Source organism: Ornithinimicrobium cerasi, from assembly GCF_003702705.1.
GTDB lineage: Bacteria > Actinomycetota > Actinomycetes > Actinomycetales > Dermatophilaceae > Ornithinicoccus > Ornithinicoccus cerasi.
On the sequence record NZ_QZMN01000052.1, the window covers coordinates 1 to 1,582 of the forward strand.

Here is a 1,582-nt window from a genome sequence, read left to right on the forward strand (position 1 = left end):
GGACTTTGACGGAACACTTTTTAATACATATCCTGCCTATACCAAAATACTCTCTCTAGTACTGGGAGAAGAGATATATAAACAGGAGATTTATAAAAAATTAAAGATTTCATACTCACATGCACTAGACTACTATAATGTTTCTAGTGACCAGAAAGAGAAAATTAAAAGCTTAAAAAAGGAATTGTCTCCAAAAGACATGAAACCATTTGATGGCGTGGAAGAAATTTTGAAATTTGCAGATAAGAATGTAATCATGACACATAAACACAGAGATGGAGTTTTAGCAATTTTAAAATATTATGGATGGGACAAATACTTTGTAGATATGGTTACGATTGATAATGGTTTTCCTCGCAAACCCAACCCATCAGCATATACTTACTTGCATCAAAAACACAAAATTGATCTAGCTATTGGAGATAGAGAATTAGATTTGCTACCTGCAAAAGAATTAGGAATCATAACATGCATGTTTCAAGGTCAAAGTGATGTAGCAGATTATTATTTAAACGATTACTCAGAATTTTTCAATAAGGGTATTCCATTATCAAAACAGTTGTATCTTCAGCAATAAATCGCTGAAGATATATGATAGATTTATTGACTTCCGCTTTCGAATGTTATGTAAATAAGCTGGCCATATGGACAGCTTATTTTATTTTTTATTTTAAACGATCGTCTTGTTTTTGGGTGGAGTGGTGAAGGCTGGGGTGAAGCGAAGCGAGGGGCTAGCCCCTAAGAACTTAACGTAACTGAATATAGAGTAAGCTTATTGCTTAGATCGATAAAACTGGGTGGTTCGGCTGGTACAATTGCTGGTCCAAGTCGGGCAACTTAACCTCGTTTTTGGTCTGTTCGGCTTGGCGAAAGCTAAAAACCAGCCGAATTTCGGAATGCAATGGAAAAAAGGTGGAGATTTTTTGAGTGGGTTTCTCAAAAAATACTACCTGCCCATTGCGTGGAGAAAAACCCTATTAGGAGATATAGAAAGGGAACGTAAGAGAAGCCTTGATATATAAGGGTTTCAGAGTTTAATAGGTATCATAGTGTGATACCTATAGGTAACATAGCTTGTGATACCTATTTGTAGAAGAATATAACAAATTTGTCTTTACATATATCAGGTCATGTTATAGGATATAACAAAGATTATACATATAGGTATCATAGTGTGATACCTTCTTGCAAAAAAGGGGTGGAAAAATGGACAAGAACTCCCAAGAAAAAATCACTATAGAATTAAACGCGGATGAATTTAAAAAACTTCAAAAATTATTAGAACTAGATGAAAAAAATGAACAAGATCAACAGAAAAAAGAAAGTGAAAAAAAGAATCTTAATTTCATTCAACTTTATCGAGATAACATGCCAGAACTAAGATGGTTAATGGCAAACCACAATTTCGCTAGTTCTCTTTTATTTTTCATAATCGAACACATGGATAACAAGAATGCATTAGCATGCTCATATTCAACTTTTGAAGATTACTTTGGAAAATCAAAAATGACTATTTATAGAGGAATCAAAGTACTTGAAGAGAACGGATTTTTGAGTGTACTAAAAATGGGTACATCAAATG

The 1,582-nt window shown here is 33.6% G+C and carries 2 protein-coding genes; both read left to right on the forward strand.

The window, feature by feature from the left end:
• On the forward strand, positions 1-577 hold a 577-nt coding region (locus D4B81_RS17720), incomplete at its 5' end, for an HAD hydrolase-like protein (protein WP_122263975.1).
• A 629-nt stretch (positions 578-1,206) separates the two neighbouring features.
• Positions 1,207-1,582, forward strand: a 376-nt coding sequence (locus D4B81_RS17730) for a helix-turn-helix domain-containing protein (protein WP_122263976.1), incomplete at its 3' end; no start/stop codon positions are given.